The sequence below is a fragment of the Stenotrophomonas sp. Br8 genome (assembly GCF_014763005.1).
Lineage (GTDB): Bacteria > Pseudomonadota > Gammaproteobacteria > Xanthomonadales > Xanthomonadaceae > Stenotrophomonas > Stenotrophomonas lactitubi.
Genome location: NZ_JACGTN010000005.1, coordinates 1 through 25,866, shown reverse-complemented (window position 1 = coordinate 25,866; position 25,866 = coordinate 1). Strand labels below are relative to the sequence as shown.

Annotated in this window: 27 protein-coding genes; 13 read left to right on the top strand and 14 right to left on the bottom strand. The window is 66.5% G+C overall.

Annotated elements, in window-relative coordinates:
- The first annotated feature begins 8 nt into the window (after nt 1-8).
- Both H3005_RS05640 and H3005_RS05635 read left to right on the top strand, forming a co-directional pair.
- Nucleotides 9-638 carry a lysophospholipid acyltransferase family protein gene (locus H3005_RS05640; RefSeq protein WP_025878621.1) on the top strand — a complete coding sequence of 210 codons (630 nt, stop codon included), beginning with the start codon at nt 9-11 and terminating at the stop codon, nt 636-638.
- Nucleotides 635-1,630: a phosphatidate cytidylyltransferase gene (locus tag H3005_RS05635; protein ID WP_100553783.1), complete on the top strand. Its 996-nt coding sequence runs from the start codon at nt 635-637 to the stop codon at nt 1,628-1,630. The genes H3005_RS05640 and H3005_RS05635 overlap by 4 nt, the downstream gene beginning before the upstream one ends.
- 93 nt (nt 1,631-1,723) lie before the next feature.
- Here the strand turns inward: H3005_RS05635 and fis are convergent, their stop codons facing one another.
- The 3 genes from fis to prmA all read right to left on the bottom strand — a co-directional run bounded on the left by fis (nt 1,724) and on the right by prmA (nt 3,827).
- Complete coding sequence (gene fis, locus H3005_RS05630) at nt 1,724-1,999, bottom strand: DNA-binding transcriptional regulator Fis (RefSeq protein ID WP_006397198.1); 276 nt, start codon at nt 1,997-1,999, stop codon at nt 1,724-1,726.
- Between the two features lie 115 nt (nt 2,000-2,114).
- The gene (locus tag H3005_RS05625) at nt 2,115-2,864 is read right to left on the bottom strand and encodes a DUF3426 domain-containing protein (RefSeq protein ID WP_191077737.1); all 750 of its coding nucleotides are present in this window, start codon (nt 2,862-2,864) and stop codon (nt 2,115-2,117) included.
- A 42-nt stretch (nt 2,865-2,906) separates the two neighbouring features.
- Nucleotides 2,907-3,827, bottom strand: a complete 921-nt coding sequence (gene prmA, locus H3005_RS05620; protein WP_191077756.1) for a 50S ribosomal protein L11 methyltransferase — start codon at nt 3,825-3,827, stop codon at nt 2,907-2,909.
- A 150-nt stretch (nt 3,828-3,977) separates the two neighbouring features.
- Between prmA and H3005_RS05615 the strand changes: the two genes are divergently transcribed.
- Nucleotides 3,978-4,943, top strand: a complete 966-nt coding sequence (locus tag H3005_RS05615; protein WP_100553781.1) for a hypothetical protein — start codon at nt 3,978-3,980, stop codon at nt 4,941-4,943.
- Nucleotides 4,940-5,314 carry a hypothetical protein gene (locus H3005_RS05610; protein WP_100462209.1) on the top strand — a complete coding sequence of 125 codons (375 nt, stop codon included), beginning with the start codon at nt 4,940-4,942 and terminating at the stop codon, nt 5,312-5,314. The genes H3005_RS05615 and H3005_RS05610 overlap by 4 nt, the downstream gene beginning before the upstream one ends.
- Nucleotides 5,315-5,412: 98 nt before the next feature.
- On the opposite strand, the gene accC is transcribed toward H3005_RS05610, so the two are convergent.
- Genes accC through aroQ form a run of 4 tightly spaced genes read right to left on the bottom strand, consistent with a single transcriptional unit; the run spans nt 5,413 to nt 8,210 of the window.
- A complete protein-coding gene (accC, locus tag H3005_RS05605) occupies nt 5,413-6,780 on the bottom strand; it encodes an acetyl-CoA carboxylase biotin carboxylase subunit (protein WP_089237274.1) in 1,368 nt (455 codons plus the stop codon).
- 12 nt (nt 6,781-6,792) lie between these two features.
- The gene (gene accB / locus H3005_RS05600) at nt 6,793-7,284 is read right to left on the bottom strand and encodes an acetyl-CoA carboxylase biotin carboxyl carrier protein (RefSeq protein WP_100553780.1); all 492 of its coding nucleotides are present in this window, start codon (nt 7,282-7,284) and stop codon (nt 6,793-6,795) included.
- A gap of 54 nt (nt 7,285-7,338) precedes the next feature.
- Nucleotides 7,339-7,761, bottom strand: coding sequence for a lysozyme inhibitor LprI family protein (locus tag H3005_RS05595; protein ID WP_089237270.1), 423 nt, complete (start codon nt 7,759-7,761; stop codon nt 7,339-7,341).
- Entirely contained in the window at nt 7,758-8,210 is a 453-nt protein-coding gene (gene aroQ, locus H3005_RS05590) for a type II 3-dehydroquinate dehydratase (RefSeq protein ID WP_100462212.1), read from the bottom strand. The genes H3005_RS05595 and aroQ overlap by 4 nt, the downstream gene beginning before the upstream one ends.
- A 289-nt stretch (nt 8,211-8,499) precedes the next feature.
- On the opposite strand from aroQ, the gene H3005_RS05585 reads away from it, so the two are divergent.
- Together H3005_RS05585 and H3005_RS05580 are read left to right on the top strand one after the other, a co-directional pair.
- Complete coding sequence (locus H3005_RS05585) at nt 8,500-9,840, top strand: acetamidase/formamidase family protein (RefSeq protein WP_207764209.1); 1,341 nt, start codon at nt 8,500-8,502, stop codon at nt 9,838-9,840.
- Nucleotides 9,841-9,886: 46 nt separating this feature from the next.
- Complete coding sequence (locus H3005_RS05580) at nt 9,887-10,714, top strand: isocitrate lyase/phosphoenolpyruvate mutase family protein (RefSeq protein WP_331273740.1); 828 nt, start codon at nt 9,887-9,889, stop codon at nt 10,712-10,714.
- Between the two features lie 11 nt (nt 10,715-10,725).
- On the opposite strand, the gene H3005_RS05575 is transcribed toward H3005_RS05580, so the two are convergent.
- The gene (locus H3005_RS05575) at nt 10,726-11,127 is read right to left on the bottom strand and encodes a response regulator (RefSeq protein ID WP_100462214.1); all 402 of its coding nucleotides are present in this window, start codon (nt 11,125-11,127) and stop codon (nt 10,726-10,728) included.
- Nucleotides 11,128-11,298: 171 nt separating this feature from the next.
- Nucleotides 11,299-11,796, bottom strand: coding sequence for a DUF892 family protein (locus H3005_RS05570; RefSeq protein WP_100553777.1), 498 nt, complete (start codon nt 11,794-11,796; stop codon nt 11,299-11,301).
- Between the two features lie 209 nt (nt 11,797-12,005).
- Between H3005_RS05570 and H3005_RS05565 the strand changes: the two genes are divergently transcribed.
- Both H3005_RS05565 and H3005_RS05560 read left to right on the top strand, forming a co-directional pair.
- Complete coding sequence (locus H3005_RS05565) at nt 12,006-12,602, top strand: NAD(P)H-dependent oxidoreductase (protein WP_100553776.1); 597 nt, start codon at nt 12,006-12,008, stop codon at nt 12,600-12,602.
- A 48-nt stretch (nt 12,603-12,650) separates the two neighbouring features.
- Nucleotides 12,651-13,214, top strand: a complete 564-nt coding sequence (locus tag H3005_RS05560; RefSeq protein ID WP_100554229.1) for a TetR/AcrR family transcriptional regulator — start codon at nt 12,651-12,653, stop codon at nt 13,212-13,214.
- A gap of 1 nt (nt 13,215) precedes the next feature.
- Here the strand turns inward: H3005_RS05560 and H3005_RS05555 are convergent, their stop codons facing one another.
- Both H3005_RS05555 and H3005_RS05550 read right to left on the bottom strand, forming a co-directional pair.
- Nucleotides 13,216-13,767 carry a hypothetical protein gene (locus H3005_RS05555; protein ID WP_191077735.1) on the bottom strand — a complete coding sequence of 184 codons (552 nt, stop codon included), beginning with the start codon at nt 13,765-13,767 and terminating at the stop codon, nt 13,216-13,218.
- A gap of 68 nt (nt 13,768-13,835) precedes the next feature.
- Nucleotides 13,836-14,633 carry a serine hydrolase gene (locus H3005_RS05550; RefSeq protein WP_191077755.1) on the bottom strand — a complete coding sequence of 266 codons (798 nt, stop codon included), beginning with the start codon at nt 14,631-14,633 and terminating at the stop codon, nt 13,836-13,838.
- Nucleotides 14,634-14,745: 112 nt separating this feature from the next.
- Between H3005_RS05550 and H3005_RS05545 the strand changes: the two genes are divergently transcribed.
- The 3 genes from H3005_RS05545 (at nt 14,746) to H3005_RS05535 (ending at nt 18,064) form a co-directional block, all read left to right on the top strand.
- Nucleotides 14,746-16,296, top strand: coding sequence for an alkaline phosphatase (locus tag H3005_RS05545; RefSeq protein WP_100554228.1), 1,551 nt, complete (start codon nt 14,746-14,748; stop codon nt 16,294-16,296).
- A gap of 67 nt (nt 16,297-16,363) precedes the next feature.
- Nucleotides 16,364-16,918, top strand: a complete 555-nt coding sequence (locus H3005_RS05540; protein WP_100553773.1) for a GIY-YIG nuclease family protein — start codon at nt 16,364-16,366, stop codon at nt 16,916-16,918.
- A gap of 243 nt (nt 16,919-17,161) precedes the next feature.
- Nucleotides 17,162-18,064: a LysR substrate-binding domain-containing protein gene (locus H3005_RS05535; protein ID WP_100553771.1), complete on the top strand. Its 903-nt coding sequence runs from the start codon at nt 17,162-17,164 to the stop codon at nt 18,062-18,064.
- Between the two features lie 32 nt (nt 18,065-18,096).
- Here the strand turns inward: H3005_RS05535 and H3005_RS05530 are convergent, their stop codons facing one another.
- Nucleotides 18,097-18,813, bottom strand: a complete 717-nt coding sequence (locus H3005_RS05530; RefSeq protein ID WP_100554227.1) for a transporter substrate-binding domain-containing protein — start codon at nt 18,811-18,813, stop codon at nt 18,097-18,099.
- A 113-nt stretch (nt 18,814-18,926) separates the two neighbouring features.
- Here H3005_RS05530 and H3005_RS05525 point away from each other — a divergent pair, with 113 nt between their 5' ends.
- Nucleotides 18,927-19,298 (top strand): VOC family protein, encoded by a 372-nt coding sequence (locus H3005_RS05525; RefSeq protein ID WP_100554226.1) that lies wholly within the window; start codon nt 18,927-18,929, stop codon nt 19,296-19,298.
- A 32-nt stretch (nt 19,299-19,330) separates the two neighbouring features.
- On the opposite strand, the gene H3005_RS05520 is transcribed toward H3005_RS05525, so the two are convergent.
- Nucleotides 19,331-20,164, bottom strand: a complete 834-nt coding sequence (locus H3005_RS05520) for an arylamine N-acetyltransferase (RefSeq protein ID WP_100553770.1) — start codon at nt 20,162-20,164, stop codon at nt 19,331-19,333.
- Between the two features lie 202 nt (nt 20,165-20,366).
- On the opposite strand from H3005_RS05520, the gene H3005_RS05515 reads away from it, so the two are divergent.
- Entirely contained in the window at nt 20,367-22,904 is a 2,538-nt protein-coding gene (locus tag H3005_RS05515) for a methyl-accepting chemotaxis protein (protein WP_100553769.1), read from the top strand.
- Between the two features lie 78 nt (nt 22,905-22,982).
- Here the strand turns inward: H3005_RS05515 and H3005_RS05510 are convergent, their stop codons facing one another.
- A complete protein-coding gene (locus tag H3005_RS05510) occupies nt 22,983-25,508 on the bottom strand; it encodes a sulfite reductase flavoprotein subunit alpha (protein WP_191077734.1) in 2,526 nt (841 codons plus the stop codon).
- Nucleotides 25,509-25,866 lie beyond the last annotated feature (358 nt).

The following is a 25,866-nucleotide window of genomic DNA, read 5'->3' as shown; positions in this document are numbered from 1 at the left end:
AGGTGCCGATGTTCGCTGAACTGATCGCCCGCGCCTGCAGTGCGGCCATCCATGTAGTGACCGGCGCACGCGCGCTGTGGGTCGGCTGCGCGCCGTCCAGCGAGCACCGCGTCTACTACGGCAACCATGCCAGCCATGGTGATTTCGTGCTGATCTGGTCGTCGATGCCGCCGGCACTGCGGCGTCAGGTGCGCCCGGTCGCCGCCGCCGAGTACTGGCAGCGCGATGGTCTGCGTCGCTATCTGATCGACGCGGTGTTCAATGGCGTGCTGGTGGAACGTGAGGCGGGCAACCGCCATCAGGATCCTCTGCAGGTGCTGCGTGATGCGGTGGATGAGGGCTGTTCGCTGATCCTGTTTCCGGAGGGCACGCGCAACATCGGCGATGAGCCGCTGCTGCCGTTCAAGAGCGGCATCTACCACCTGGCCCGGCAGCGCCCGGAACTCGAGTTCGTGCCGGTGTGGATCGACAACCTCAAGCGGGTGATGCCGAAGGGGCGTTTCCTGCCGCTGCCGCTGCTGTGCACGGCGACCTTCGGTACGCCGCTGCGGCTGCAGGCCGATGAGGACAAGGCCGCGTTCCTGGCGCGCAGCCGGCAGGCGCTGCTGGCCCTGGCCCCGAACGGAGGCCGCGCATGAGCTTCATGATCGATATGTCCGGTGATCTGGCCGCACGCAGTGTGGGTCAGCAGACCGGCCTGCTGTTCGCCGGTGTGGGTGCGGTGCTGGTGCTGGCCACGCTGGTGTCAGAAACCCTGCGCTGGCGCCAGCGCGGCAAGCCCAGCGCAGTGATCGCCAACCTGGTCTCGCGTATCCGCGCGTGGTGGGTAATGGCCATCGTGGTGGGGCTGGCGCTGTTCTTCGGACGCGCCGGCGTGATCGTGCTGTTCGCGATCATCTCGCTGTTCGCACTGCGCGAATTCATCACCCTGGCGCCGACACGATCAGGCGATTACTACGCGTTGCTGGCCGCGTTCTACATCGTGCTGCCGTGGCAGTACTACCTGGTGTGGATCGACTGGTACGGCATGTACACGCTGTTGATTCCGGTATATGCGTTCCTGTTCCTGCCGATCCTGGCTACCATCGGCGGTGATACCACCCACTACCTCGAGCGCACGTCGAAGGTGCAGTGGGGTTTGATGATCTGCGTGTTCTGCATCTCGCACGTGCCGCTGCTGCTGAACCTGCGCGTGCCCGGCTACGATCCGGCGCGCAACGTGCTGCTGTTCGCCTTCCTGGTGATCGTGGTGCAGTCGTCGGACGTGCTGCAGTACATCTGGGGCAAGCTGCTGGGCAAGCACCTGATCGCGCCGAAGCTGTCGCCGTCGAAGACGGTGGAGGGCTTCGTCGGCGGCGTGCTCTGTGCCAGCGCGCTGGGTGCCGCGCTCTGGTGGATCACCCCGTTCACGCCGCTGCAGGCGTTCGGCCTGTCGCTGCTGATCAACCTGATGGGGTTCTGGGGCGGCCTGGTGATGTCGGCGATCAAGCGCGACCGCGGCATCAAGGACTGGGGCAACATGATCGAGGGCCATGGCGGCATGCTCGATCGGCTGGATTCAGTGTGCTTCGCCGCGCCGGTGTTCTTCCACGTGGTGCGTTACTACTGGAAGGCGGGCGGCGGCGGCTGATTCCGCCGGAGGGCCATCCACGCATGGCGTGGATCTACTGGAACCAGGCGGACCCGGAATCGGTAGCGCCGGGCCATGCCCGGCGTGCTGCGCTTACGCGCTGATGCCGTATTCCTTCAGCTTCTTGCGCAGGGTGGCGCGGTGGATGCCCAGCATCGCGGCCGCGCGGCTCTGGTTGCCTTCGCAGTGGTTGAGCACTTCCACGAACAGTGGAATCTCCATCTCGCGCAGCACGATCTCGTAGACATCGTCCGCATCGCAGCCATCGAGGTCGCGCAGGTAACGGCGCACGGACTGGGCCACGTGTTCGCGCAGCGGTGGCCGGGCAGCGCCACGACTGTTGTCAGGACGAGAAAGGACAGCGTTCAAGGGGGTTCCCGATCTGGTTGGTCCATGCACGCGGGGCGCCGGACCGGATGAGGTGATGGCGGTCAGTCTAGCGCGAGCGTGCCCGACCTGCCACGGCCGGACGGTCCGACCAAGGTCAAAGGAACTCGAAGGTGAATGCGACCGTGGATGCGGCAGGCTCCTGCACGCGGAAGGCGATGCGCGCGCTTTGACCCGGTTCAAGTGGGGCCGCCCCGGGGTTTTCCCCGAGATACTGCGCCGGTGTGAACACGCCGGTGCCGATCACGCGACCATCGGCATCGGACAGCGACAAGCGCAGATCCGGCCATGCCTGCGGCCAGCGCGCGTCGTTGCGGATGCTGGCCTGGATCTGCAGCACGCCGGCCTGGGCCGGCAACGGGCGGATTTCACGGCTGGTCATGGTGAATGCAGTGGGCTCGCGCCAGGCGGGCAGCGTGCAGCGCAGCACGTTGCACAGCGCGCCGATCCACGGCCGGGTGCCGGCATCGGCCGCCAGTCGTGCACGATCGGCAAGTACGCTCTGCAGCAACAGCAGCAGCGCCAACGCGGCCACCAGCAGCCAATGCCAGCGAGGGGTTGGCTGCGCCCGCGGGCGCACGCCGAGGAAGCTGGGCGCATCGGCGACGGTGGCAACGATGCCGGGTGTGGCAGTGAAGGCCGGTTCGATGATTGGATCATCGGCAACCAGCGATGCTGCTTCTGTTGCCGCCACGATGTCCGTTGCCGGGTCGATGTCGTCGATCACCGGCGCTGCATCGATCGCCACCGGTTCGCGCGGTCCGGTGGCTTCAGGCGTGGCATCGCGTTCCTGCGCGGTGCGCAGGAACGTGGCCAGGGGACGGCGCGGTGGGTTCGGCTCGGACATGCTCAGGGCGCGGGCTCGGATCCAGCGGTCATTCAACCACGATCAGGCGCGGCGTACGCCGGTGATACGCATCCAGTCGCCATCCTGGGTGGCCTGCAGGTCGTCGAACCACGCCGCATAGCGCTGCAGCAGTTCGTCTTCCTGGCCATGCAGGATGCCCGACAGGGCAATGCGACCACCGGTGGCGACACGGGCGGCCAGCAGTTCGGCCAGTGCTTCCAACGCGGAGGCCAGGATGTTGGCGACCACGATCGGATAAGTGGCAACCGGTTCGTCCTGCGGCAGGTACACCTGCATGCGGGCCTGTTCGCCGTTGCGTTCGGCATTGTCGGCGGTGGCGATCAGCGCCTGCGGGTCGTTGTCCACGCCGATGGCCTGGGCGGCACCGAGCTTCAGTGCGGCCAGGGCGAGAATGCCCGAGCCACAGCCGAAGTCGAGCACGCGCTGACCCTGCAGCTGGCCATCGACGGCCAACTGGTCCAGCCAGCGCAGGCACAGCGCGGTGGTCGGGTGGGTGCCAGAGCCGAAGGCCAGGCCCGGGTCGAGGCGCACGATGGCGGCATCGGCGGCCTGCGCGGCCTCCGGCAGCTCATGGTTCCACGGCACGATCCAGGTGCGGCTGCCGAAGTCCATCGGCTGGAACTGGTCCAGCCACGCGCGCTCCCAGTCCTGGTCTTCCACGGCGCGGAAGCTGCCGCTGCTCCAGTCCAGCTCCGGGTCGAACGCTTCCAGCGCGGCCAGCAGCAGCAGGGCGTTGCTGTCGGCCGGGAACAGCGCGCTGAGCACCAGGGTGTCCCACAGCGGAGTCTCACCCACGCCGGGTTCCAGGATGGCCTGCTCGTTGCTGGTGTCGGCTTCGGCATCAAGCAGGGTCACCGCCAGCGCGCCGACGTCCTCCAGCGCATTCTCATAGCGGGGCTGGGTGGCTTCGGTGCAACGCAGGGTCAGTTCCAGAAACGGCATGGCGGTGAGGGCAATCGCGGGAAAGGGGGCCATGCTAGACCATCAGGGCGTCTCCGTATGCCTTGAGATGAACGAAGCCGATTCAGACAGGCCTCACGGGCCTTGCTAAACTCGGCGCTTTCCTGTGTGCCGTACCACCGACCGTTGCCGATGGCTTTCGCCCCGACCCTGAAAACCTGGTTGCTCGTCCTGCCGGCCGTGGCCGTGCTGGGCGTGGCCGGTTATCGGGCCAATGGCCACAGCCGGGACATGGTCGCGCGCGTCGATGTGCCGCTGGCTGCCCAGGCCAGCGATGCGCAGGGGACGCTGGCACCGGTGATGCCGGAAGCCCTGGCACGCCGCCTCGCCGCTTTTGAACGTGGCACCGCGCTGCCTTCGGGCCTGCCGCTGGATATCCGCGCCGACATCGAAGGTGCCACCGATCTGTACGCCTACGCGCAGCGCCTGCGCGTGCAGGCCGACCAGGGCAACCACGAGGCGCGCTGGATGCTCAGCCGGGTCTATGACTACTGCGCGCAGTACGCCGTTGATCCGGGTGGCTACCGCCTGGACAACAACGTGCTGTCCGGCCTTGGCCTGAGTGCTGCACCGGAGATGGTGGAGGCGCGCGAGCGGGTTGCGCAGCGCTGCGGTGGCTTCGTGCCCGGCGACAAGCTGGGGCCGGCGCTGGTGCTCGGCGAGCGGCGTCGTGCGGCCCAGCAGGGCAACCTCGCTGCCGAAGCGGCGCTGTTTGCCGAAGGTGAGCCGCTGCACGACAACGAGCAGTACCGTCGTGACCTGGTCGAGCGCGTGCGTACCTCGCGCGATCCGGAAGCCTATATGGCGATCGCGCCGGGCATGGGGTTGCGCGCGGCTGGCGACAAGGCGCTCGTCGGCATGGTCGCCGGAGAACAGCTCAGTGAACTGGCATGGCGGGTTGCGGCCTGCGAACTCGGTCTTCCCTGTGGAGCCGACAGCGTGCTGGTCAACAGCTTTTGTGCGAATGGAGGGATCTGTTCGCCGGATGGAACGCAGGACTTCCGTGATTTTGTGTATGACGCCGCGGTTTCGCGGCAAGGTGCGGGGAAAATGAAGGAATGGATCAAGCGATTGATTGGAACGAGGGACGGACGATGAATTACCGTCGATTCCTGCATGGGGCCAAGTTCTGGTTCTGGGTGGTGTTGTTTGTGGCGTATTCGGCCGGTGCGGTAGGCCTGCTGATGATCGACACCTACGAGGACCGCTACCGGCGTCTGTCGAAGGTGGAACTGACCTCGGTGAAGACACAGGAAGACGTGCGCCGTGCAGGCGCCAGCCAGGTTGCCGCCGTTTACCGCGCGCAGAGTGGCGTGCCGTTCTCGTCGTTGCCGGCTGGCAGCACCTTCCAGGTGGTGTGGCCGGATGGCTCCAGCGAGACCATGGTGATCGTCGATCCGACCTCGCCGAACGGCGTGCGTCCTTTGGCGAACTCGCAGATTCCTGCGGAAGTTGCCGACAAGCGTTGAAGGTAGCGCCGGGCATGGCCCGGCGCGCTACCGGACGGTAAACAGAAAAGGGCAGGGAAATCCCCGCCCTTTTCGTGTGCAGCAACAACCGCAGCCGATCAGGTCAACGCGATCGGCTTGCTCTTGCGCTCGGCAAGGCGCTTTTCCAGATAGTGGATGTTCTGGCCACCGGCCTGGAAGCCCTTGTCACGCATGATGCGCTGCTGCAGGGCGATGTTGGTCTTGATGCCATCGACCACCATCTCGCTCAGCGCCACCCGCATGCGGGCGATGGCGGTCTCGCGGTCCGGGCCGTGCACGATCAGCTTGCCGATCATCGAGTCGTAGTTCGACGGCACGCGGTAGCCACTGTAGATGTGGGTATCGACGCGCACGCCGGGGCCACCCGGTGCGTGGAAGCCGGTGATGGTGCCCGGGCTCGGCACGAAGGTCTCGGCGTCTTCGGCGTTGATGCGGCACTCGATCGCATGGCCGGTCAGCACCACGTCGCTCTGCTTGATCGACAGCTTCTGGCCGGCAGCGATCTTCAGCTGTTCGGCGACCAGGTCGATGCCGGTGACCATCTCGGTGACCGGATGCTCCACCTGGATGCGGGTGTTCATCTCGATGAAGTAGAAACGGCCGTCTTCGTACAGGAACTCGAAGGTGCCGGCGCCGCGGTAACCGATACGGATGCAGGCTTCCACGCACACCTTGCCGATCTGCTCGCGCTGCTCGGTGGTGATGCCCGGTGCCGGTGCTTCCTCGACCACCTTCTGGTGGCGACGCTGCATCGAGCAGTCGCGCTCGCCGAGGTGGATGGCATTGCCCTGGCCGTCGGCCAGCACCTGGATCTCCACGTGGCGCGGATTCTCCAGGAACTTCTCCATGTAGACCTCGCCATTGCCGAACGCGGCCTTGGCCTCGCTCTTGGTGGTTTCGATGGAGGTCTTCAGCGAGGCTTCGGCGTGCACCACGCGCATGCCGCGGCCACCGCCGCCGCCGGCCGCCTTGATGATGACCGGGTAGCCGATCTCACGGGCGATCTTGGTGTTGGCGACGATGTCCTCGCCCAGCGGGCCGCCCGAGCCGGGTACGCACGGCACACCGGCGGACTTCATGGCGCGGATCGCTTCGACCTTGTCGCCCATCAGGCGGATGGTGTCTGCCTTCGGGCCGATGAAGATGAAGCCGGACTCTTCCACGCGCTCGGCGAAGTTGGCGTTCTCGGACAGGAAGCCATACCCCGGGTGGATGGCCTGGGCGTCGGTGACCTCGGCCGCAGCGATCAACGCCGGGATGTTGAGGTAGCTTTCCGCCGACGACGCCGGACCGATGCAGACCGATTCATCGGCCATGGCCACGTGCTTGAGGTTGCGGTCGACCGTGGAGTGCACGGCCACCGTGCGGATGCCCAGGGTATTGCACGCGCGCAGGATGCGCAGCGCGATTTCCCCTCGGTTGGCGATGACGACTTTGTCGAGCATGGCAGCCGCCCCTTAGCCGATCACGAACAGCGGCTGGTCGAATTCCACCGGCTGGCCGTTCTCGCCGAGGATGGCGACGATGGTGCCCGACGCATCGGCTTCGATCGGGTTGAACATCTTCATCGCTTCGATGATGGCCAGGGTCTCGCCGGCCTTGACCTGCTGGCCGATGCTGACGAACGCCGGCTTGTCCGGTGAGGACGAGGCGTAGAAGGTGCCGACCATCGGCGAGCGCAGCACGTGGCCTTCCGGCAGCGCGTTGCCCGGCTTGGCGGTGCCGCCGGTGGAGGCTTCGGTCGGCGACTGCATCGGCATTGCCGGGGTGGCCGGCTGGGCGGCGACCGGGGCGGCCATCATCATCTGCGGCGGGGCCTGCATCATGCCGTAGCCGGACACCGGAGCGCGCGACAGGCGCACCGACTCTTCGCCTTCCTTGATTTCGATTTCAGCCAGGTTCGACTCTTCCAGCAGGTCGATCAGCTTCTTGATTTTGCGGAGATCCATGGTGGCCTCTTTGCTCTTTGATGTCAGTGTGGTGGGAAGCGCGTTGCGCTCGGGTCAAAGCAGTTCGTAGAAGTCGCGCAGCTGCCGGGTGCGGTCGCGCGCGAGGGTGATCAGGCAGCGCATCTGTGCGCCATTGCGCGCGGTGCCGTCGGAATTGAGGGCGTACACCGCTTGGCAGTCGTGGTCGCGCAGCTGCATCCATGCGCGCTGGGCCAGCACCAGTTCCTGTTCGGCGTTGCCGCAGTAGCTGCAGCTGCCACCGTTGGCCGGCGTGCGCAGCTGCCTGCGCGCCTGGGCGTAGACGGCATTGAGTTCGACGTCGGCGGCCGCTGCCACGTCCGAGGCGCACAGGTCGCTCTCCATCGTGGTGGTCGGGTGCGCGCAGTCGATGCCTTCGGCCTCACGGTCGGACGCGGCGGCAGCGCCGCACAGGCCGGCCCACAGCACAACGCTGGCGAGGACGCGCGACAGGCTCATGACGCGGCGGCAGCCTGCACGCGTGCCAATGCCGCGTCCATCGCATAGCGGTAGCTGTCGGCACCGAAGCCACACACCACGCCAACCGCCTTGTCGCTGAAATAGCTGTGCTGGCGGAAGGGCTCGCGGGTATGCGGGTTGGACAGGTGAATCTCGATGAACGGCACCGCCACCGCCGCCAGCGCATCGCGCAGGGCAACCGAGGTATGCGTGAAGGCGGCCGGGTTGATCAGGATGAAGGCGGTTCCGTCGTTGCGCGCGGCCTGCACACGATCCACCAGCACGTGCTCGGCGTTGGACTGCAGGCTCTCCAGCGCATGACCTGCGGCAGCGGCCTGGGCGACCAGCGCCTGGTCGATGTCCGCCAGCGTGGTGTGGCCGTAGACCTCCGGCTCGCGGGTGCCGAGCAGGTTGAGGTTGGGGCCATGCAGGACCAGCAGCTTCGCCATGGGATCCGATTGACGGGAAAGGGCGGCAGTCTGGCGGAAGCTGAGGATGCTGTCCAGTTCGGCGAAATTAGTGGTGTTTAAAACAATTGTTTGAAAAATGCCCTCGTCCGCGTGGTTGCGTGGCGGACGGGCGCGGGAGGCATCCTATAGATAGAGGAAATTGCGCGTGCCGACCATCCCCCATGCAGGGCCGCCGCCGCCGGGCCGCATTACGTTCGACACTGCGGAGGTTGCCATGGCATTCCTACACTGCGCTTACCCGCCATGTCGGCGTTCATGGATGCCCGCCTTGCCTATCTCCCTGCGATTGCCCGCACTTCTGCTGGCAATGCTGCCTTTGAATGCGCTGGCTGCCGAACAATGGATCGTTGCCACCGACCTGTGGGGCAACAGGAACTACCAGACCCTGCATCTGGACGTGCAGGGCGGGCGTATCGCCGGTCGGCTGGATGCCGATCCGGTCACCGGCACCCTGAGCGCCGGACAGATGGTGTTTACCGCAACGGACAGCCAGGGCCAGCGCTACCAGTTCGATGGGCGCATTGACGGCGCGCGGATGCAGGGACAGAGCGATCAGCCGGACACCAACAACCGCGAAGTGCGTGCCGTCCACGCCTTCAGCGCGTGGAAGGTACCGGCGCGGGCCTCGACCGCACCGCAGCGCCATGTGTTCACGCCTACCGACTATTCCAATACCTTCAGCGCCGACCGCGCGCCGGTGCTGGTGATCTGGCCGGGAGACTCGGTGCAGACCCGCACGCTGGACTCTGGCGGCGTGGACGAGAACGGCGTTACCCGTGCGCTGTTCGGCAATCCGCAGGTGGGGCCGTTCTTCGTGGTCGGTGCCGAACCGGGCGATACGCTGGCGATCACGCTGACCTCGCTGAAGCTCAACCGCGACCATGCCGACAGCCTGGATGGCTTGGTGGGACGCTTGAAGACACCGCGGGTGGCCGCCGAAGCCAGCGGGCTGGGCAAGCCCGTGCGCTGGCAACTGGACCGCAGCAGGGGCGTCGCCCGTCCGCAGGGCGCAAGTGGTGGCCTGAGGCATTTCGAAGTGCCGGTGAAGCCGATGCTCGGCGGCCTGGCGCTGGCGCCGGGCTTCGGCTATCCACCCTTCTCCACCGGCGATACCGCCGACTTCGGCGGCAACATGGATTTCAACGCCGTGGTCGAAGGCAATACGGTCTACCTGCCCGTGCAGCAGCCTGGCGCGCTGATGTATCTGGGTGACGGCCACGCGCTCCAGGGCGACGGCGAAACCACGCAGTGGGCGCTGGAGACGTCGCTCGATGTGGAGGTGAAGGTCGAGCTGCTGAAGCAGCATGCGATCGCAACGCCGCGGGTGGAATCGGCAACGCAGGTCATGACCCTGGGCCAGGGCGGCTCCAGCGACGATGCGCTGCGCATCGCCACCTCGGGCATGCTGCAGTGGCTGCGCCAGGCCTATGGATTGACGTTGTCCGAGGCGACCCAGGTGCTGGGCGTGGCGGTGCAGTACCAGGTGGCCAACCTGGCCGGGCGCAGTGTTGGCGTGGCGGCGAAGCTGGACAAGGCGGTGTTGCAGGGGCTGCCGTTGCAGACGACAGCGGCACCGGGCGGCGGCGCCGTGAAGCGCGCTGCCAAGTGACCGTTGCCCTGTTGGCAGCTTGGGAAGGCGTATGAACCAGGAGTCCGTGATGAGTGTCGACGCGATCCAGAACCGCCGGGCTGCCTTCAGGGCACTTCATGCATCCGGTTGCTTCCTGCTGCCCAACCCATGGGATGTTGGCAGTGCCGTAGCGCTGGCGCGGCTGGGTGCGCAGGCACTGGCCACCACCAGCTCCGGCCATGCCTGGGCCCACGGGCAGCCTGACGGGGCGATGGGTCGCAATGAAATCCTCGCCCATCTGCGGACGATGGTGGCGGCGACCGATCTGCCGTTGAACGCCGACTTCGAAGATGGTTTCGGCAGCAGCCCGGAGGCGGTGCACGAGAGTGTGTCGATGGCGATCGACACCGGCGTGGCCGGCCTGTCGATCGAGGATTCCACCGGCGATGCGGAACATCCGCTGCGCAGCATCGAAGACAGCGTGGCCCGCCTCAGCGCAGCGCGCCGTGCCATCGACGAAAGCGGGCACGACGTGATGCTGGTGGGGCGCGCGGAAAACTTCTTTGTCGGGCGCCCCGATCTGGACGATACGTTGGCCCGCATCCGTGCCTATGCGCAGGCGGGGGCGGATTGCCTGTATGCGCCTGGCATCCGCAGCGCAGAGCAGATCCGCGCCGTGGTGGAAGCCGCCGGTGGCAAGCCGGTCAACCTGCTGATCGCTTCGCCCGGGCAGATGACGCTGCAGCAGGCGGCCAGTCTGGGCGTGCGCCGGGTCAGCGCCGGCGGAGCGCTGGCCCGCAGTGCGTGGGCAGGCTTCCTCAGAGCATCGGAGCAGATGCTTGCCACCGGTTCATTCGACGCGCTGCCGGGCACCCCGTCAGGTGCCGAGCTCAACGGCTTGTTCAAGCCGTAAGCGCGTGCGGGCTAGTGGGGCGGTGCCGGCGAGGGGGGCATCCTGCCGAGCGCTTCGCGTACCGCGCGCTGCAGTCCCTGCACATGGAACGGCTTGGCCAGGAACGGCGCACGCCGATGCCTGACCGGCACCAGCTGGTCATATACCGCCGAAGCGAAAAGGTAAGGAATGCCGAGCTCGAGCAGCCGATCGGCAACGGGAAACACCACGCCGTCGCGAAGTTCCACGTCCAGAACGGCGCCATCGAAGTGGCCACTGTCGAGCATGCCCAATGCCTCGAAGACACTGTTGGCGTGGGCGATCTCATTGCCTTCGTCGGTCAGGGCCTGTTCCATCAGATCAGCCAGATCGAGCTGGTCTTCCACAAGGAGCAGGCGCGGTAGCGGCGTGGGTCGTTCATTGCTGCTTTGCATGGTGTGTTGTCGTGCGAATGCTGCGGTGGTGCGTAAAGTTTCTGCTTTCCAGCATCAAGGCCATGGCTGCCTGGTGTGCTTTCGGCGCGAAGGCGCAACTGTGATCTGCGTGTTCTTCTGCTGGCCGTGGCCGCCCTCCCTGGCGGCATCGGCTATGCGTCTGCCATGGAATCAGGCGGCCTGAGCAGCCCGCGCGTTACCGCCGCTCTTGGCCAGCAACGTCAGTTTCTCGTCAGTGGCCTTTTCTTCTTCCAACGTTTCCAGCAGCAGCGGCAGCGCCTCTTTGTAGCCCAGCTGCTTGGCCAGGGCTGCGATGGTGCCGTAGGAAGCGATCTCGTAGTGCTCGACCTTCTGTGCACCACCGATCAAGGCGGCGTCGCGCACCGGCCCTTCGTCGATGGTATCGATCACTTCCTTTCCTTCCTCTACCAGGCCTTCCATTGCCGCGCACTTGATCCGCTTGAGGCGGATGCCCAGCAGCTCGACAACCCGGTCGATGCGTTCGATCTGGCCCTGGGTTTCTTCCAGGTGGGTCTCGAAGGCGGTGGCCAGTTCGGGATTTTCTGCTGCGCGGGCCAGCCGCGGCAGAGCCTTGGTCAGCTGCTTCTCGGCGCTGTAGATATCGGACAGTTCGTGGATGAACAGGTCTTCTGCGGTCTTGATGGCCATGCGTCGACACCTTTGCTGGGGAGAGCGGTGACCTTACGTGGGCGCCCGTTGCAGTCCGGCGCAGGTACGGTGAACGCTGCATGGAGGGCATGGGTTCCCACGCATGCAGGGGCCTCACATGAGCCGCGCGACAGCGTCCTATCGGTGATGCTGTTGCTAGCCCGCCCGATAGTTACTATTGGTAACTAATGAATCCGAGAGCTGCTGTCATGCACACCCATATCGTTGTCGCGCACCCCGAACCTTCCTCGCTCACCCACGCCGTAGCGGCGCGGATCGGCGAGGCCATCGTCAACGCCGACGCCGGCAACACGGTCACCACCGTGGATCTGATGGCGGAAGGTTTCGATCCACGCTTCAACGCGCAGGACCACGCGTTCTTCCGCAGGACCACAGCGCTGCCGGCCGATGTGGCTGCCGAGCACGCACGGCTGGATGCGGCCGACACGCTCGTGCTGGTCTATCCGCTCTACTGGTGGTCGTTCCCGGCGCTGCTGAAGGGCTGGATCGATCGCGTGTTCACCCAGGGCTGGGCCTATGACGAAGGTGCCGATGGCAAGGTGGAAAAGAAGCTGCAGCGGCTGCAGGTGCATCTGGTCGGACTGGGCGGCGCCGGCCAGCAGATGATCGACCGGCGTGGCTATGGCGAGGCGATGAAGACCCAGATCGACCAGGGCATCTTCGATTACTGCGGAGCGCCGGTGCTGTCATCCACGCTGCTGCTGGATGCCGACAGCGGCATGGCCGAAACGCATCTGCAGACGGCGGTGGACATCGGACGTAAGATCGGAACCCCTGCACTCTGACGATCACCCTTGTCTTCCAGCCCTGCCGTGCCTGAGCCCCGTCGTCGCCTGACCCGCGAACAGCGTGCCCGCCAGCTGCTGGACGTGGCATGGGCGCTGGTCGGCGAAGAAGGCACCGATGCGCTGACGTTGGGTCGTCTGGCGGAGGCGGCAGGTGTCGCCAAGCCGCTGGCCTACGACCACTTCGAAACCCGCAACGGTTTGCTGGCCGCGCTGTATGCCGACTATGACCAGAGGCAGACCGTGGTCTTCGATGAGCGCATCGGCAGCGCGAAAGCGCGGCTGAAGGAGCGTGCGCATGCCATCGCCTCCGGCTATATCGATTGCGTGCTGTCACAGGGCAGCGAGATCCAGGACATTCTCGCTGCGCTGGCGGGATCGCCGGAACTGCGGGCGGTGCGCCGTTGCTATCAGCAGGATTTCATCGACAAGTGCGCGCAGTGGCTGGGACCGTTCGCAGCGGGAGAAGTCGTACCGGCCAGTGGCCTCTGGGCAATCCTTGGTGCCGCCGAAACCCTGTCTGAAGCGGTTGCGGCCGATGCGGTGGAACATGCGGCAGCCGAGGCCGAGCTGGAGCGCGTGATCGTCGCCATCGTCAAGCGCAGCACCTGAATCATGTGCGCGGAGCGACCTGGAGTTGCTCGAAGCTGACCGGGGGCAGTGATACGTCAGGCTGCAGGTCCGGCAGCAGCTGTCGCAGCAGCTCCGGCATCGCCTGCATCGCGGCACCATCGATGTAGCGCCACTGCGTTTCACCGACGTGCCGGATGGCGACCATGAAGGCGAGGCTTCTCAACGTCTGCGCTTCGACGGTGAACACCGTGGTCCGTGGCACGAAGCAGACTTCTTCGTCGCCGGCAGCATAGGTGCGGGTCGGTTCACCGACATCATCGCTGATGACCTTCACGCCCATGTCGTCGAGTGTCTTCATCGCATCGCGTGCGGCCTTCGCATAGGCCGCATCGCCGCCGGCAAACCGCTTCACGCTGGGATGCGTGCGCGCAATCATGGCATCGGTGTCGCCGCGGGCGAACGTGGACAGCAGCGATCGCACATCCTTCTGCAGCGCGTCGCTCTCGGCAGGAGTGAGTTCACCGGCATGGGTGAGTGCCGCGGAGAACGTGCAGAACAGCGCAAGCATCCAGCACAAGAGACGTCGATCCATCGATGGGGTACTCCTTTGGGCGCTGGACTATAGAGCGCATTGCCTGTGGTGTCTGCCCGGTCTGCCCGTCACACACGCTGGGCCTCGGCCGCCGCGGCAATGGCAAAGCCCGCATCAAGCTGCGCCCGCACCTGCTCATCGCGCGACGCACGGGAATCAGCGCCCAGCACCACGTTGATCAGGCGCAGTGGCAGGGCGTGCCCAGCACACCTGCGACGGGCGGTGGCCGCCAGGCAGAAACCTGCAGCCTGGGTGTAACCGGTCTTCAAGCCATCCACACCGTTTTCGCCGAGCAGGGCGTTCTGGTTCGCCTTCTGCAGTGTGCGGTGCGCGAAGCTGCGCTGTGCGGTGATTGCCAGCAGGTCGGGGTAGCGGGCAAGCAGGTGGGCGGCCAGCACCGCCATGTCGCGCGCGGTCGACAGATGGCCCGGGGTGGTGATGCCGGACGCGGAGATGAAGTGCGTATCGTGCAGGCCCAGCGCGCGCGCGTGGTCGTTCATGTGCTGCGCGAACGCCGCCTGCGATCCGGCCAGGTGACGGGCCAGGGCGAGCGCGGCATCGTTGCCGGAAACCACCATCAGGCCCTCCAGCAGTCTGCCGAGGGCGATGCGTTCGCCGGGCACCAGGCCCATCCGCGTTTCATCGTCGGCCACCTCGTGTACGTCGCGCGGATCGATAGCGATCGTGTCCGACCACGAACCGCCCGACCGCGCGAGCAGGTCGTACGCGGTGTAGGCCGTCATCAGCTTGGTCAGCGAGGCCGGCGGTCGTTGCAGTTCCGCGCGCTGCTGCTGGAGGATCTCGAGGGAGAGGGCATCGATCGTGATCGATGACACAGGGGAACGGGAAGAAGTCATGGAGGGCATACGGCGACAGCGTAACGGCGCGCGCCCGCGCTGGATGACTGTTTCTGAAATATTGAAATGATATAACGTCGCAAATGAGGCCGGATCACTTCGCTTGCTGCTGGGACTGCTGATGAAAAAAACGAACCTCGGGGGCTGGTTGCGGCCGGCCATCCTGACAGCGCTGGTTGCCATCACCGGTTGCCACCACGACGTACGCACCGACAGGCCGGAACCGGCGCAGGGACGGCCGCACAACGTCATCGTGATGATCAACGATGGCGCCGGCTGGGGCACCTGGGACGCCGCCGCCTACTGGCAATACGGCAGCCGCGAAGGCGCCCCCTATGCCGACTTCCCGCAGCGGCTGGCGGTGACAACGTTCCCGCTCAACGCCAGCAGCCAGCCTACGCACGATGCGGCGCAGACGCTCGGCTACGACGCGCAGAAGGCATGGGACGCCACGCCCGTGCCTGCGGCGGATCTGCCCTTCGCTGGGTATCAGTACCTAGCGGCGGTGGCCACCGACAGCGCGGCGGCCGGCACGGCGCTGTCCTCGGGGGTGAAGACCTACAACAACGCCATCAACGTCGACAACGACGGTGTACCGGTGGAGTTCAACACGCTGCGTGCCAAACGCCTGGGCATGGCCACCGGCGTGGTGACCTCGGTGCCGTTCGCGCATGCCACGCCGGCTGCATTCGCTGCGCAGGCCGAATCACGCAACAGCTATCACCAGATCGCCCATCAGATGCTGGCCCAGGGCCACATGGATCTGGTGATGGGCACCGGCGGACCCGGCTACAGCGTCAATGGACAAGCCTGCGTCGACGGGCCGCAGGGCCCGGTGGCCGAGGGCTGCGGGAACCCCTGGGAGTGGGTGTCGCAGCAGGATTGGCAGCAGCTTGAGGCGGGCACGGCCATTGCCGGAAATCCATCGGGGCCGTGGCGGTTGATCCGCAGCAAGGCCGAGTTCGTTGCACTGGCGCAGGGCCTGGTGCCCTCCGACCGGCCGCTGATCGGTGTACCGCGCGTGGCCAACACCCTGCAGCAGGCGCGGCAGCTGCAGGTACTGGGCGAAGACGCGAGCACACCATCGGGGGTGAAGAAGATCGACAGCGTGCCGGACCTGGCGACGATGACCCGTGGCGCGCTGCAGTTCCTGCAGCAGCGCTCAACCAAGGGCCTGTTCCTGATGGTTGAAGGCGGTGCCACCGACTGGGCAGCGCATACCAGCGCCTGCGGCAGTGAATGGCACTACGGCGCCTGCACCGGGCAGCCGCAGTTTGGCCGTCTGATCGAAGAGACCGTCGAGTTCAACGATGCCGTGTCGGCGGTCATGGCGTGGATCGAGGAGAACGGTGGCTGGGAGCGCAATCTGCTGATTGTCACCACCGACCACGACAACAGCATGCCGATGGGGCCGAACGCACAGCAGGTGGCCTTCGAACCGGTGCGCAACCACGGCCGGGGGCGCATGCCGGGCATGAGCTTCCGCCCCACCGGCAACCATTCAAACGGCCTGGTGCCACTGTGGGCCAAGGGCAACGGCGCCGAGCTGCTGGGTAAACGCGTGCGCGGTGTCGACAACGGCTATCGCCAGCATGTGCGCTTGAACGATGGCAGCTACATCGACAACACCGATGTGGCCGCGGCGATACAGGAAGCGCTGCAGCGACGTTGACCTGCCGCGCGCCCGTCTGCACGACGCCTGCACGTTCCGCACATGCGGGCATCGTCATCGTGCGCCGATGGACTCCGATATCCGCATTGATGGCCGCGTGTTCGCTTATGTCTTTCCCTGTGCCTGGGAGGACTACGCGAAGATTGGTTTCTCGCGCGATCCGCTGGGCCGGATCTGTGCGCTGCATCGGCGCTGGTTCGAGTTCTTCGATCTGGAAGCGGGCGCGCTGGTCGAGGCGGAGTCCGAGCGGGATGCGCGTGACCTGGAACTGCAGTTGCGCCGGCCCTTCAAGCTGCATCGTGCGCCGGCACCGATGACGGTGCAGGACAAGGCCGGTGGGCGCACCGAATGGGTGCGCGGGGCCAACGCCGCACTGGCCGAGGCGGTACGTGCGCTGGCACAGCAGGGCTATCACACGTATCCGCTGCGGCCGTGGCTGCGGGCGGCGATGGTCCAGCGTCTGGACCGGCTGCATGACTGGGCCGCAGCGCAGGTGCCGGAAGAGGAAAGCCTGCGCACGCCGGTCGGTGTGGCCGCACTTCGCGAAGCCATCGATGCGTATCGCGCGCTCGCTATCGATCCGGAGCCGTGGTTGCCGGAGTACCTGCAGCGCGGGTGGTGACACTTCCCGAGGTGGCCGGGACGCTGGCCGGCCGCGATGCCTGACGCGCATCGGGCGCTGCGGGAACCGGTTCGGCCAGGCGCTGAGCCAGGGCAACGTTGGTCACATGACCCTGCAGGAACAACAGACCGCTGAAGATGTTCATGATCGTGCCTCCACTTGAGTGGAATGCACGATACGGGCAGCATGGGTGCGCAAAAAGCGACATTTCCGCAAGGTCGACTTGAGAGGAATTCAAGGCTTATGTCCCGCCCACCGCTACATGCCCTGCAGGGCTTCGTCGCTGCCGCACGCCTGGGCAACCTGTCCCGCGCCGCCGCATCGATGAACCTGACGGTCAGTGCGCTCAGCCATCAGATGCGACAGCTCGAGGAACGCCTGGGCCAGCCGCTGCTGATCCGGCAGGCACGCGGTGTGGCCTTGACCCTGGAAGGGCAGCGCCTGCTGGATCAGGTCGGGCCCCATCTGGATGCGATCAACGAAGCCTTCCAGCCCTACGCCGCGCGCCCCGAACATGTGCTCACCCTCAGTGCCGTGCCGTCGATGGCCAGCGCATGGCTGGTGCCACGGCTGGGCAATTTCGTGGCGGCGCATCCACAGATCGAAATCAATCTGCAATCGAGCGAACGACTGATCGACTTCGACCGGCAACTGCAGTTCGATGCGGCGCTGCGGCTGGGCAGCGGACAATGGCCGGGGCTGGTGGTGGAACCGTTGTTCGACGAATGGCTGCTGCCGATGGCCAGCCCGGCACTGATCGAGCGCATGGGCGGCATCGGCCACCTACCGTTGGCGCAGTGGCCGCTGCTGGGAGACCCAGACGGTGCGTGGGGCGCATGGTTCGCGCTGGTCGGACAGCGCCCACCGGCGCGGTTCGTGGCGGTGCTGGATGATTCCGAGGCCCACCATCGCGCCGCACTGGACGGCGTTGGTGTTGCGCTGGGACGGGTCACCCGGGCGCGGCTGCTGCTGGATTCCGGCCAGTTGGTTGCGTTGTCGGACCTGCGCCTGAAAACCGCATGGCCGCATTGGCTGGTGTACCCGCAGCGCTCGATACGCCACCGTGGTTTCCTGGCCTTCCGCGAATGGCTGCACGCGCAGGCAGCCGAGCATGTGCGGCACATGCAGGCCGCCGACGCGGGATAGCGCCAGGCGAGCGTAGTGACGGGGAGTGTGCGTCAGCGCACCAGCGTGACTGCCTGCCCGGCACGTGCGAAGGCTTCGCCCAGCAGCGGTCCGGCCTTGATGGCCTCTACTTCCGCGAACAGTGCCTGCAACGCCGCTGCGGGTCTAGCAACAGGCGCTGCGACCGCCTGCTGGATCACGGTGAAGCGATCTGCCAGCACGCGATGGCCGGCATGCGCCTGTGCCCAGGCCTGCAGGGGTTGGCGTACGCCGGCCGCTGCATCCAGCCGCTGCTGGTCGAAAAGAGTAATGGCGGCGGCCGAGGTGTCGGCACGCTCAATCGTTGCCTGCTGCAGCTCGCGGCTGAGGAACAGATCGTAGGCGGCGCCGCGACCCACTGCGATGCGCAGCCCGTCGCGATCGAGATCTGCAACCTGCCGTGCTGGGCTGTCATCGCGCACCAGGTAGGTTCCTTCGATCTCCACATACGGTGCACTGAAGGCAATGCGGTCGGCGCGTGCCGGGTCCACCGCCAGGAAGGCCAGGTCCCACGCATCGTCGCTCGCAGCTGCCACCACCGATGCGGCCGCGTCGTGGCAACTGAAGCGGGCCTGCACATCCAGCCGCTGTGCCAGCGCGGTGGCCAGTTCCACCGATGGCCCGCGTGGTGCATCGGCGTCGCCCTGGGCCAGCACCGGGTTGCCGAGGTTGATGGCAACGCGCAGGTAGCCCAGTGGGGCCAACGCATGACGGTGATCGGTCAGGGACATGCGCAGTTCCAGCTCGGTGTCGGGCTGCCAGCATGCCACCTGTGGCCGTATCGTGTGGTGTGCAGAGCTGCGATCCTGTGTTTCATCCGCCTGCACGCCCAGCCATGATCACCATGAATCCCATCCTGCACGTTGAAGTTCCCGTTGCCGACCTGGACCGTGCCATGGCGTTCTATCGGCAATGGCTGCAGGTGGACATCGCTACCCCGATCAACGTGCATGACTGCCGGATGGCGTACCTGCCATTCAACGATAGGGACGCGGGTGCCAGCATGGCGCTGGTGCACGGTGCTGACTACCTGCCCTCGGAGCAGGGACCGCGCATCTACCTGGGCGTGGACGATCTGGATGACAGCCTGCAGCGTGCCCTTCAGGCTGGCGCGGTGCTGTGCTTTGGCCCGGACGTGGCCGGTGACTGGCGGGTGGCCGAGATCCGCGACAGCGAAGGCAACCGGATCGCCCTGCAGGCGCCCGTCACCCCATAGCCCTCCGGTCAGCAGCCGAACATCGCGTGGCTCTACACGGACGCGGCGCGCGATCGCTGCAGCCAGTCGGCAATGGCTGGATCCAATCGCGGATCGTCCGGAAGGCGCATGCCGAAGCCCTGCTGCAGCACCTCGCGCACGTCCTGCACATCGCGCAGCGGGCGCTTGGCCGGTACCTGGCCCGGGCGATATTCGGTGTAGTTGCCGCTGCCGATGGTGCGTCGCCAATCCGGCCCGGTCAGTGATGCACGCAGTTGGCCAGGGAAGCTCGACTGCGGATGCGTACACACGTACCAGTTGCCCACTTCGTTATCGATCGGCGCCGGTGGCTGCAGGTCGAAGCGGTACAGCGCCCGCCAGTCATCCCCTGCTTCGGCGGCAAGCATGAAGTCGCCATCGTCCAGCCGCCGCACGCGGTAGCGCTCATGCGGTGTGTCCTGCACTGCGCTCTCATGCAGGCGCAGTGGCACGGTCGGGGTCAGGCTGCCGAAGCCGGTATCGACCAACCAGTCCGCTTCCTGCAGACGCACCCGCAGGAGCAGATGCGTACGCGCGGTCAGTTCGCCCTCTGCAGCCGACAGCAGCACCCGTGCGCTCAGCGGCTGCGCATCGAAGCCCAGGGCCTGCAGCAGGGCCAGGAACGCGCCATTGAGTTCGAAGCAGTAGCCGCCGCGCTGCGCGTGCAGCAGCTTGTGCTGGACGCTGTCCAGGTCGATGGCGACCGCATCGCGCAGCAGGCTGGTAAGGGTCTCGAACGGCAGCAGGGCGTTGTGGCGCTGCTGCAGCAGGGTCAGCCCGGCCAGCGTGAGCGGTGGCGGGGCATCCAGCTGCAGGCGCTGCAGGTAGCGGGGGACGTCGATGGACATGGCAGGCACCACGGGCGGGGGGCTCCACTGTGCTACCGCAACCGGGGTTGAGGTCAAGTGTGCCTCGCCGGTGTCATCCCCTCGTCGCCTGCGGCCGGTACAACAGCGACGACTGGGTACTGCCCGCGGCAGGACTCAGTCGGACGCTAAAGTTCCACTGAGATCGGTCGATACAGGTGCGTCCTTCCGCCTGGAGTCTGTCATGTCGGCCGTCGTTCCCCACCTTCGGTCCCTGCGTAGCCGCGTTGTCGGGTTGCGTTCCCGTTTCCCAGGCCTGCTGCGCTGGCTGCAGCCACATCGGCTCAGCGTCGCCGACAAGCTCAAGGCGACCCTGCTGGTCTGCAGCCTGGGACTGGTGGCCATCGCCGCCGTCCACGCCTGGACCAGTCATGCGAGCACGCAGGCGGCCCGCGATCAGGCCAGCTACCAGCACGGCAGTGACCGCGTTGCTTCGCTGGCCGCCCGGGTGGCCGAGGCCCGGCGCCTGCAGACCCAGTATGCGCGCAGTTTCGATGATGTGGACCGCAGCCAGTTGCTGGCCACGCAGCAGATGTTGAAGCAGGACCTGCAGGCGTTGCGGGGCATGCCGATGGACGCGGGCCGGCGCAAGGTGCTGCAGGCGATGACCGAGGCCGTCGATGCATTCTCACAGGGCATCGCCGCGTTGTTCGAGCGGGTAGATGAGATGGGACGCGGCGACGCTGGTCTGGCCGCGCAGCTGCAGCAGGCCGCCGACGCGCTGCAGGCGCAGGTGGATGCGCTGGAGCGCCCTGCGCTGTCCCTGCATGTGCAGCGGATGCGGCGCCAGGAAGCGTTGCTGCTGCTCGATGGCGATTCCACCCACGCCGATCGTGCCAGCGAAGAAAAGCTGCCCTTCGATCTGGCGTTGGCCGGCCTGCCAGCTGACGTGCAGGAACGCGTGCGCAACGGCATGGAAGCCTACCAGGCCGCGTTGCTTGGCTATACCGCTGCACGCGTCGGCCTGGACGTGGAGGCACAGTCGCTGCTCGAAACCGCGGCAGCCGTCGGCCCGGCATTGGCCGCCTTCCAGCAGGCTCAGGTTGCGGCATTGGAACAGGCACAGCTGCGTCAGCGATCGGGCGCAAGGATGGCCAGCGTGCTGTTCGTGGCCACCCTGATGCTGGTGGCCGGCGTGCTGATCACCAGCCTGGTACTGGTGGTACGCGCGGTGCGTCGACCGATCCAGGACACCCTGCGCTTTGCAGGCGATATCGCGGATGACCGGCTCGACACCACGCTGCGCGTGCACAACGCCAACGATGAGATCGGCCAGCTCGCGCAGCGCCTGGTCGACATGCAGCAGCGCCTGCGTGCGCGCACCGAGACCGAACGCGCGGTGGCACGCGGCAACACGCGCGTGCGGCAGGCGCTGGACAGTGCCCAGACCGGCTTGATGGTGGTTGATGCGGAAGGGCAGGTGGCCTACGCCAACCCGGCGCTGCTGCAGCTGCTGGCGCTTCCCGCAGAGACATTGCTCGGCAGCGACGCGGTCCGCCTGCATCCGGCGCTGGCGGGACTGATCGGTGTCCGTCAGCGCGAAGAGCGTGAGATCGGCCACGCCGGTACCCGGTATCAGTTGATCGCCAATGCCGTCGTCGAGGACGACCACTTCCTTGGTGTCGCGGTGGAATGGCGCAGCCGCGCGCTGGAAACGCTGCTGGAAACTGAAGTGGCGGCATTGGTCGACGCGGCAGCGCATGGCGAGCTGCAGGGGCGCATCGCGCTGGAGGGCAAGCAGGGGTTCGTACGCACGCTGTCGACCAGCATCAATCGCCTGCTGTCCACTTTCGAGACCAACCTGGGCGACCTGCAGGCGCTGCTGGCCGCACTGGCACGCGGCGACCTGAGCGTGCGCATGGAGGGCGACCTGCAGGGCGTGTTCGCCCGCATGCGTGACGATGCCAACGCCACTGTCGCGCAGCTGGGCCACATCGTCACCCGTATCCAGCAGGCCACTGTGCGCCTGGATGTGGGTGTCAGCGAGATCGTCGCCGGTCATCACGATCTGTCCCAGCGCACCGAGCAGCAGGCGGCCAACCTGGAAGAAACCGCGGCATCCATGCATGAGCTGACCGACACCGTCGGCCGCAACGCCGACGCCGCGGGGCGTGCTGACGGACTGGTACGTGACGCCGCCAAGGTTGCCGAGCGCGGCGGCACCGCGGTCGGCCAGGTCGTGGCGACCATGCAGGGCATCAGCGCGTCGTCGCGTCGCATCGGCGACATCATCCAGCTGATCGATGGCATCGCCTTCCAGACCAATATCCTGGCCCTCAACGCGGCGGTGGAGGCAGCGCGTGCAGGCGAGCAGGGTCGCAGCTTCGCGGTGGTGGCCGCCGAAGTGCGCTTGCTGGCCCAGCGTAGTGCGGACGCGGCCAAGCAGATCAAGGGACTGATCGAGGACTCGGTGGCGCGGGTAGGCCAGGGCAGTACGCAGGCCGAGCAGGCGGGCGCCACGATGGACGAGATCGTCAGCAGCGTGCAGCAGTTGGCCGGGTTGCTGGCGGGTATCCGCAGTGCGTCGCACGAGCAACATGCGGGCATCGCCCAGGTGAACCAGACCGTCGTGCAGATGGAGGCCAGCACGCAGCGCAATGCGAGCCTGGTGGAAGAGGCCGGCGCATCGACCGCGCAGATGCAGGCCCAGGTGCAGGCGCTGGCCGAAGCGGTGGCAGCGTTCCGACTACTGCCCGAGCGACGCCCGCGCGCGGCCGCGTGATCGCCTTCGCCAGGCATGGCCCGGCGCTACCGTTGAAACCCATGACGGGTAACGCCGGGCCATGCCCGGCGAACGGACTCAATACACGTCGCGCCGGTAACGTCCGTTCTCCAGCAGCAGTTCCACCGCTTCATCGCCCAGTGCCTCGCGCAGCACCTGGTCCACGCCTTCGGCCATGCCGTGCAGCGATCCACATACATGGATCACTGCGCCGCGTGCCAGCCACGTGTGCAGTTCATCCGCCGCAGCGCGCAGGCGATGCTGCACGTAGCTGCCATCGTCGATATCACGCGAGTACGCCTGATCCAACCGCAGCAGGTGCGCGTCAGCCTGCCATCGGATGATTTCCTCGGCGAACAGGAAGTCGTGCGCGCGCTGGCGCTCGCCGAACAGCAGCCAATGACCGTGCTCACCGTGATGCGCAGCTTCGCGCAGCAGGCTGCGCAGGCCGGCGATGCCGGTGCCGTTGCCGATCAGTACCATCGGCGTGCCTGGCTGCCGATGGAAGCCAGGGTTGCGATGCACGCGGGCCGCAACCGCACCCTTCAACGGCGCATGCAGCGCCAACCAGCCCGAGCCCAGCCCCGCGCGACCTGCTGCGTCGTGGACCAGCCGGACCACCAGTTCCACCTCGCCATCGGCGGCGCATGAGGCGATGGAGTATTCACGCCCGGGCAGCGACGGCAGGCCTGACAACCATAGGCCTGCATCCTGTACCCGCAATGCACTGCCGGCTTCGGGCAGCACGCGTTCGCTGGCCAGTTCCAACAGCGTTTTCGCAGCACCGTCGATCAGCAGCGGTTGCAGGGGATCCAGGCCATGCGCTCGAAGCACCGTGTGCACATGCCCCGCATCGTGGCGTGGTGCGATATGCAGGATGTCGCCGGCCTGCCAATCGACATCAGCCGGTGGTGCCAGGCGGATCTTCCAGATCTGGCCACCGACGCTGCCGGCGTTGAGCAGGGTGCGGCCGAGCAGACGCCAGTCATGCATCACCGTGGCGGCTGGCAGCACGCTGTCATCGGTGTCGATGCCGGTCAGCCCGGTCAGCTGCAGCTGCCACTTCCGCAGCGCCGTCACCGAAGCAGCATCGACATCGATTCGCGCGAACAACGGCTGTGCGCCCGCGCGGGCCAGCCAGTCATCCATCTGCATGCCGAATCCGCAGAATTGATCGTACTGATGGTCACCCAGTGCGAGCATGCCGTAGCGCAGGCTGGAAAGCGCCGGCAGCTGTGCCAGCAGTTGGCGCGCGCTGCGCCGTGCGTTGTCCGGTGGCTCGCCATCACCGAAGGTGCTGAGCACGAACAGCGCCTGTGTGGTGGCTTGCAGCTGCGTGGCCGTCACGCGCGCAAGCGGCAGTACCTGCACCCCGTGGCCGGCCGCCTGCAGCTGTGCCGCCGCACGCCAGGCCAACTGTTCGGCCAGGCCGCTCTGGCTGGCATGCACCACCAGCCACGGTATGCCCCCGGCGTGGAGTGCTGCTGCCGGAACGGTCTGCCGCAGCGCGCGCGCGGCGCGCTGGCTGCGGCGGCGGTCCAGGTACAGCAGCCAACCGGTGACGAAGAACAGACACATGCCCAGGCTGCTGAGCATCACCACGATGCGTCCGGGCATGCCGAAGAAGCTGCCCGAGTGCAGGGCGAACATGCTGGTGGTGAGCTGGCCGCCGGCACCCTGGCGTGCGTACGGGCGCGCGTCGAGAACCGCGCCGGTGGCCGGGTCGAGCTGCAGCAGGTCGTGCGCACGATCATGGTGGCCGCCGCGCTGCGCGGGATCCGCCGACATCACCCGCACATTGAGTGCTTGACCGGGCTTCTCAGGCAGGCGCAGGTCGATGAAGCCCTGGCGCACACCGGGCAGCGCATACAGCGCGGCCTCGACATTGTGCAGATCCAGGGGAAGATCCGTGGCGAGTCTGTGCTTGGCGGGCGGCGCGACGCCCAGCAGCTGGGTCAGCCCGTTGCGGTACCAGTCGAACGACCACCACAACCCGGTCAGCGCGCTCATCAGGTAGATCAGCAGCACCCAGGTGCCGATCACCGAATGCAGGCTCCACAGGAAGCCGCGGCCCTTGCGTGCCCACTCCACGGCCAACCAGCTGCGCCAGTGCCACCAGCGACGTGGCCAGCGCAGGTACAACCCGGACAGGGTGAAGAACAGCAGGGCGATCGCGCAGCTGCCGGTGATCCACGAGCCCCGCTCGCCGGCAACCATATGGCGGTGCAGGTCCTCGACGAAATCGAAGAAAGCCTGTCCGCGCAGCGTGCTGAAGCGCTCACCGCTGTAGGGGTCGAAATACACCCAGTGGTCTTTGCCACCGGCAAAGCGCGCGACCGATGGGCGCTGACCGCTGGCATCCACCCGCAGGCGCTGCAGCGGCCGTTCGCTGCCCGCCTGCAGCAACGGCACCAGTTCACTCAAGGCGAGCGGTTGCTGGTTGTCGGCATGGTGTTCGGCGATGGCGGCGAAACCGGGATTGGCCGCACGCAGCAGCTCATCCTCGAACGACAGGACCGCACCGCTCAGGCCCATCACGGCCAGGATGGCACCCGCGCTGATGCCCAGCAGCCAGTGCAGTTGGAACAGGACGTTCTTGAACATCGGGATCGAGGGCCGTCGAGGCTGCCGCCCGCATCCTGCGCAACAGCAAATGAGAATTAATCTCGTAATTCTCCGGGTCCCGGGCCGCTGCGGTCAAGGAGGGTTGTCGGGCAGGGCTGCGCCCTGCACCTGCCGAAGCAACGGCAACAGCCGAAGCAACAGCAGAAGCTGGTTTCCTGAGGGTAGGCGGGGTGGGTCCGGTTGCGGGGGACGCCGCAAGTACGTCCCTGTAGGCTTGGCCGCGGCATCCATGCCGCGGACACCCCCGCAACCGGACCCACCCCGCCTTCGACAGATTTCCGCGATCTGCCGGCATTTCTGTAGAGCCGAGCAATGCTCGGCTCAATTCGTTCCGATA